General features: G+C 70.5%; 6 protein-coding genes. 4 read left to right on the forward strand and 2 right to left on the reverse strand.

Annotation, left to right across the window (positions count from 1 at the left end; translation table 11 throughout):
- Positions 1 to 1,719: phosphoenolpyruvate--protein phosphotransferase (gene ptsP / locus VI078_10495; GenBank protein HEY5999708.1), on the forward strand; the 1,719-nt coding region annotated here is incomplete at its 5' end.
- Between the two features lie 50 nt (positions 1,720 to 1,769).
- On the opposite strand, the gene VI078_10500 is transcribed toward ptsP, so the two are convergent.
- On the reverse strand, positions 1,770 to 3,428 hold the full coding sequence (locus VI078_10500) for an ammonia-forming cytochrome c nitrite reductase subunit c552 (protein HEY5999709.1): 1,659 nt from the start codon (positions 3,426 to 3,428) through the stop codon (positions 1,770 to 1,772).
- A 239-nt stretch (positions 3,429 to 3,667) separates the two neighbouring features.
- On the opposite strand from VI078_10500, the gene VI078_10505 reads away from it, so the two are divergent.
- Positions 3,668 to 4,096 carry a peptidylprolyl isomerase gene (locus tag VI078_10505; protein HEY5999710.1) on the forward strand — a complete coding sequence of 143 codons (429 nt, stop codon included), beginning with the start codon at positions 3,668 to 3,670 and terminating at the stop codon, positions 4,094 to 4,096.
- 8 nt (positions 4,097 to 4,104) lie between these two features.
- Complete coding sequence (locus VI078_10510; GenBank protein ID HEY5999711.1) at positions 4,105 to 4,584, forward strand: metallophosphoesterase; 480 nt, start codon at positions 4,105 to 4,107, stop codon at positions 4,582 to 4,584.
- Positions 4,585 to 4,591: 7 nt separating this feature from the next.
- On the opposite strand, the gene VI078_10515 is transcribed toward VI078_10510, so the two are convergent.
- Positions 4,592 to 4,987, reverse strand: coding sequence for a response regulator (locus VI078_10515; GenBank protein HEY5999712.1), 396 nt, complete (start codon positions 4,985 to 4,987; stop codon positions 4,592 to 4,594).
- Between the two features lie 149 nt (positions 4,988 to 5,136).
- Here VI078_10515 and VI078_10520 point away from each other — a divergent pair.
- On the forward strand, positions 5,137 to 6,173 hold a 1,037-nt coding region (locus VI078_10520), incomplete at its 3' end, for an ABC transporter substrate-binding protein (protein HEY5999713.1).

Genomic DNA, 6,173 nt, shown 5'->3' on the forward strand with positions numbered 1-6,173 from the left:
GGCGGCAACGGCACCAGCCCGGGCTTCGCCGCGGGGCCCGCGAACCTCATGGACGAGCACCCGCACCCCGCCGAGACGGCGGACGCGGCGCCGGTCGACGCCACGGGCGAGCTGGCGCGGCTCGAGAAGGCGATCGAGGAGGCGCGGATGCAGACCATCCTCCTCGAGAAGCAGGTCGCCGGGCGCCTCGCCGAGGAGGACGCCGGCATCTTCCACACGCACCTGATGGTCCTCGAGGACCGCGGCTTCCTCGAGAAGCTGCGGCGCGAGGTCGGGCGCGGCCACGGCGCGGCGACGGCGGTGCGGGTGGCCGTCGCCGGCTACCTCGAGGCGTTCGGGCGGATGGAGGACCCCTATCTGCGCGAACGCGCCGCGGACATCCGCGATATCGGCCGGCGCATCCTCGCGCACCTGGCGGGCCGCGGCACGCCGGACCCGGCGCTGGGCGCCGAGGGCATCGTCGTGGCCGCCGAGCTGCTGCCGTCGGACATGGCCGCGCTCGACCCGTTGCGGGTGCTGGGCATCGTCACCGAGCGCGGCGAGGCCACCTCGCACGCCGCCATCATGGCGCGCTCGCTCGGCATTCCCGCGGTCATGGGCGTCAAGGGCGCGCTGCGTGCCATCGCCCAGGGCGACCAGCTGATCCTGGACGCGAACTCCGGGCGCGTCTACGTCAACCCCGGCGAGGTGGTCGCCGCGGAGTACCGCCGGGCCGAGGCGGAGCGCCGCCGCGAGACCGACCGGCTCGAGGGGCTGCGCGAGCTGCCGGCGGTCAGCGCCGACGGCGTCGCCGTGATCCTGCGCGCGAACATCGGCCTGCTCAGCGACGTCGACGTGGCGCTGCGCAACGGCGCCAACGGCGTCGGGCTCTATCGCACCGAGTTCCCCTACATGGTGCGCGAGGACTTCCCCAGCCGCGAGGACCAGTACCGGCTCTACCGGCGCGTCGTCGAGCGCTTCGAGGGGGCGCCGGTGACGATCCGCACCCTGGACGTCGGCGGCGACAAGCACCTGCCGTACGCGGCGCCCGCGCACGAGGAGAACCCCTTCATGGGGCTGCGCTCGGTGCGCTACTCGCTGGAGAACCCGGAGATGTTCCGCACCCAGATCGAGGCGATCCTCATGGCCGGGGCGCACGGCCCGGTGCGGATTCTCTTCCCGCTGATCACGAGCCTCGACGAGGTGCGCCGCTGCAAGGCGGTCGTCGCGGCGGCGCGCGAGGCCCTCGCGCGGGAGGGCCTGCCTTTCGCGGCCCAGGTCCCGCTCGGCGTGATGATCGAGGTCCCGGCCGCGGTCTGGCAGGCGCCGGCCCTGGCGGCGGAGGTGGACTTCTTCTCGGTCGGCACGAACGACCTCGTGCAGTACCTGCTGGCGGCCGACCGCACGAACCCGCTCGTGAGCCGCTACTACGACCACCTGCACCCGGCGGTGCTCGCGGCGCTGCGCCACGTCGCCGAGGCCGCGCGCCGCGAGAAGTGCGGCCTGTCGATCTGCGGCGAGATGGCCTCGGACCCGCGGGCGTTCGTGCTGCTCTTCGGTCTCGGCTACCGCGAGTTCTCGCTGCCCGCGCCGTTCATCCCGCGGATCAAGCAGCTGCTCGCGGCCGTTTCGTCGGCGGACGCGGCCGAGACGGCCGCCGCGTGCCTGCGCGAGGGGGAGGCGACGCGCATCGCCGCCCTCCTCGACGAAGCCATCACCCGGGCCGGCACTGCTCGCTGACAAGGGGGATGGGGAGGGGAGCCGCGGGGCTCCCCCCCGATCGCGTCAGACTACTTGGCGGGTGCGGGCGCCGCAGGCGGTGGCGGCGGGGCGAGGGCATCGTTGACGAGCTTGATGCCCTTCTGCGACTCGTCGATCGACTTCGTCAGCGAATCGCGCGCCAGCTCGGGGTTGTGGTAGCCGTCCGAGTTCTCGGCGGTCCAGTACTCCCAGAGCACGTGCGCCCGCAGGTGCTGGTCCTGCGCCTGTTTGATCACATCGTCCGGGAGCTTGGCCTTCTTCCCCTCGACGATCTTGTCGATCAGCGCCGAGAGCCAGAACTCCGCCTTGCGCAGCCTCCCGCGCGTGTAGGCCTTGACCGAGTCGATCGTGTAGGCGGCGGTCTCCTCGGTCAGGTTCGCGTGGCAGCGCAGGCAGGTCTCCTTGAGCTGGTAGCGCGGCGAGACCACGAAGTGCGAGGTGTAGGTCCTGCCGTCCGCCCCCTTGCGTTTGGCCATGTGACAGTCGGTGCAGGACGCCCCCGCCCTGGCGTGCACGGAGTTGTAGAAGGTCTCGGCCTCGGGGTGCTGCGCCTTCCAGAGCAGGCCGCCGGTCAGCGGGTGCTTGAAGTCCAGGAAGCCGATCTGGTTCACGTAGTGGTCGTAGAGCCCGAGCGCGTCCTTGAAGGGGAAGTGGTTGGTGCGTGGGTCGTCGAACTTCACCGGCTGGCCGGTCTTGACGTCGGTCCCGGGGTTGCAGTTGTACTCGACGTGGCACTGCCCGCAGAGCAGGCGCGAGTCGTATTTCTCGAGCAGGGCGATCTTGCGCGGGAAGCCGCGCATGCCCATGTCGACGACCTCGATCCTGGTGCGGTTGGGGTCCTTGTGCCAGAGCGTGTCGGCCTCCGGCCGGGTCAGCGCCTGGATCAGCCCGTCGCGCACGATGCGCGGCCGCGCCGCGTGGGGGTCGTGGCAGATGAAGCAATTGAGTGCGTAGTTCACGGTGCGCGCCACGTCGACGACGTTGGATGCGCGCGTGAACGTCGCCCCCTTCGCGGCTGGGTCGCCGAGGTACGGCCAGGTGAGGATGTTGTCCTGCGTCTTGCACTGCATGCAGGTGGGGTTGGCCGCGGCGGCGGTCTGCGCCAGCCAGGGCTTGTGCTCGTTGTTCTCGGGGTGGGTGTCGACGAGGTACTCCCAGGTCGTCTTCCCGCCCTTCTCGGCCACATACTCCCAGCCCTTCTTCGGCTGGAAGCGCCCGCCGAAGGCCCGGTCGACCACGAACTGGTCGACGACCATCCAGACGTGGCTGCGGGTGAGATTGTGCTCCTTCGTGAACCCGTGGCCCATCATCAGCTTGTCCCAGAAGGGATTCGGCGAGCGGTTCGTGAGCTGGCTCTTCTCGTCGCGGGCCGGGCGGTGGTACGCCGTCTCGAGGAAGCTCTCGAACTGGGCCTTGTGGCAGACGCCGCAGGCCTGCCAGTCGAACCGGGTCGCCGGGCGCGCCTTCTCGTCGGCGAGGTGCTTGTCGAGGCCCGTGTGGCACGCGTCGCAGAGGACGCCCGCGTGCTTGCCCTTGGCGTGGAGCTTCTCGATCGTGTCGTGGCAGCCGTAGCAGTCGGCCACTTTGAAGCCCCCGCCGAAGGCCGGGGCGGTCGCGCACCCCGCTGCCAGGGCCAGCGACAGCCCCCCGGCGGCGAGGATTCCGAGTGTGATTCCCCACATCTTCATGGCGGTGATCCCTCCCTGTGGCGGCGTGCAGGACGGCTGGCGGGCGGATTCTCGCGGGGGGCGCGGCGGGGCACGGGATGGAACGTCCATGCGTCTTCCCTCCCCGGGGCAGACCACGCAAAGTCTCGTTCCGCGTGTCACAAGCCTGTGTCGAAAAGGTAGGACCTGCCGCCGGCGGCGTCAACCGGATTCGTTCTGTACTATACTCCTGCGCCGAAATATCACCGGGGGAGGGCGATATGGCACAGGTGAAGAAGGGCGATCGGGTCAAGTTCAACTACGCGCTCAAGCTCAAGGACGGGAAGGTCTTCGAGACCAACTTCGGCTCGGCGCCGCTCGAGCTGACGGTGGGCAAGGGCAAGGCGATCAAGGGCCTGGAGAACGCGCTCATCGGCATGAGCGTGGGCCAGGCCAAGACCGCGGTCGTCAAGCCGGCCGAGGGCTACGGACCGAAGGACCAGGCGCTGATCCGGGCGCTGCCGGCCGCCGAGCTCCCCGCCGGGACGGCCCTCGCGGTGGACACCGAGGTCTCCTTCGCCCGCGCCGACGGCTCGCGGGTCGAGGGCCGGATCGCCAAGGTGGACGGCGAGACGGTCACGGTCGACGGCAACCACCCGCTCGCCGGCCGCAACCTGACGTTCGAGATCAAGCTCGTCGCCATCGGCTGAGGCGGCGCGTGAGGATCGGCATCCTCTCGGACTCGCACGACGACATGGAGGCCATCGCCAGGGCGGTGGCGCTCTTCAACGCCGAGGGCGCCGTGCAGGTGCTGCACGCCGGCGACATCGTCTCGCCGTTCACGCACGAGGCGTTCGGCGAGCTGCGCGCGCCGCTCGGCGGGGTCTTCGGCAACAACGACGGCGACCGGGTCCTGCTGTCGGAGCGCTTCAAGGGGGCGCTGCACGTCCAGCCGCACTTCGTGACGCTCAACGGTCTGCGCGGCGTCATCGTCCACGAGCCGGCGCTCGTGCGGGCGCTGGCCCGCAGCGGGGAGTTCGACCTGGTGATCTACGGCCACACCCACGTGCCGGACGTCCACGCCGAGGGCGGGTGCCTGGTCGTCAACCCGGGGAAGGCCGCGCGCCTGCACAAGGGGCGCTCCACGGTGGCGCTGCTGGAGACCGAGACCCGCGAAGCCCGGATCGTCGAGCTCTAGGGCGGCTTCAGGCGGCGGGCAGGTTGCGTCTGACCGCGGCGACGAGGTCGCGGGGGTGGAACGGCTTGTCGAGGTAGTCGACGCAGCCGGCCTCGCGCGCCCGGTGCTCGTAGATCTGCCGCGGGAAGGCGGAGAACGCCACGACGGGGATCGCGCGGAAGCGCTCCTCGGCCTTGATCCGCTTGCAGAACGCCAGCCCGTCCTCGCCCGGGAGGGCCAGGTCGAGCAGGATCAGGTCGATCGGCTCGCGCCGGAGGATCTGCTCGGCTTCGGCGGTCGTCCCGGCGCCGAAGAACTCGAAGCCGGGCTCGCCGCGGAAGAGCAAGTCCACCGCCAGCAGATGATCCGGTTCGTCCTCGACCGCCAGGATCCGGCGCACGGGAGGCGCGGCAGCTGGGCTCATGGTCCGGCATTGTTGCCGCCTCGGCGGCGTCCTGTCAACCATCGCGCGCTTCCCGCTCCCCCCGCCGGGGGCATGGCGGCGCGCGCCGCGATGCTACAATGCGCGCCCATGGTGCGTGACGCGACAAACCCCCCGGGGAGGGAAGAGACATGAAGAAGGCCGCCATCCTGCTCGCCCTGCTGTCCCTGCCGCTGAGCGTCGCCACGGCGCCGGCGGCGGGCATCCGCGTCGGCGTCATCGCCGAGATCACCGGCGACATGCCGGCGGTCGGCGCCTCCTGCAGCAACGCCGCGAAGATGGCCGCCGGGGAGGTCAACGCCGCGGGCGGGCTGGAGGTCGGGGGCACGAAGTACAAGGTCGAGCTGGTCGTCGAGGACAACGGCGGCAAGGCCGACCAGTCCGCGGCCGCGGCGCAGAAGCTCATCACGCAGGACGAGGTGGTCGCGATCATCGGGCCGAACGCCAGCCGCTACGCCATCCCGGCCTCGGAGATCGCCGAGAGCAACCAGACGGTCTTCATCACCCCCTGGTCGACCAACCCGAAGACGACGCTGGACGCCGCCACCGGCAAGCCGAAGCGCTACGCGTTCCGCTCCTGCTTCATCGACCCCTTCCAGGGGAAGGTGCTGGCGAAGTTCGCCCTCGGGACGATGAAGACGAAGAAGGCCGCGGTGCTCTACGACGTGGCCTCGGACTACAACAAGGGGATCGCCGAGGTCTTCAAGGCGGACTACGAGAAGCTCGGCGGGAAGGTCGTGGCCTTCGAGACCTACACCACCAACGACAAGGACTTCTCGGCGCAGTTCACCAAGATCAAGGCCGCCGCCCCGGACGTCGTCTTCCTGCCGAACTACTACAGCGAGGTGCCGCTGCAGATCCAGCAGGCCAAGCGCCTCGGCGTGACCGCGCCGTTCCTCGGCGCCGACGCCTGGGGCAGCGCGGACCTGCTCAAGCTCGGCGGTGCGGACCTCGAGGGCTACTACTTCTCCACCCACTACGCCGCGGACAACGCCTCGCCGGCGGCGGTGAAGTTCATCGGCGCCTACACGAAGGCCTACGGGGCGCCGCCGGACGACGTCGCGGCGCTGACCTACGACGCCTTCGGCCTGCTCTTCACCGCGCTGAAGAACGCCGGGAAGACCGACCGCGAATCGGTGCGCAACGCCCTGGCCAGGCTCCCCGGCTA

The organism is bacterium, from assembly GCA_036524115.1.
Lineage (GTDB): Bacteria > JAUVQV01 > JAUVQV01 > JAUVQV01 > DATDCY01 > DATDCY01.

Coding starts and splice junctions, on each gene's coding strand:
- VI078_10500 (HEY5999709.1), bottom strand. CDS start 3,428: ATGAAGATGTGGGGAATCACACTCGGAATCCTCGCCGCCGGGGGGCTG.
- VI078_10505 (HEY5999710.1), top strand. CDS start 3,668: ATGGCACAGGTGAAGAAGGGCGATCGGGTCAAGTTCAACTACGCGCTC.
- VI078_10515 (HEY5999712.1), bottom strand. CDS start 4,987: ATGAGCCCAGCTGCCGCGCCTCCCGTGCGCCGGATCCTGGCGGTCGAG.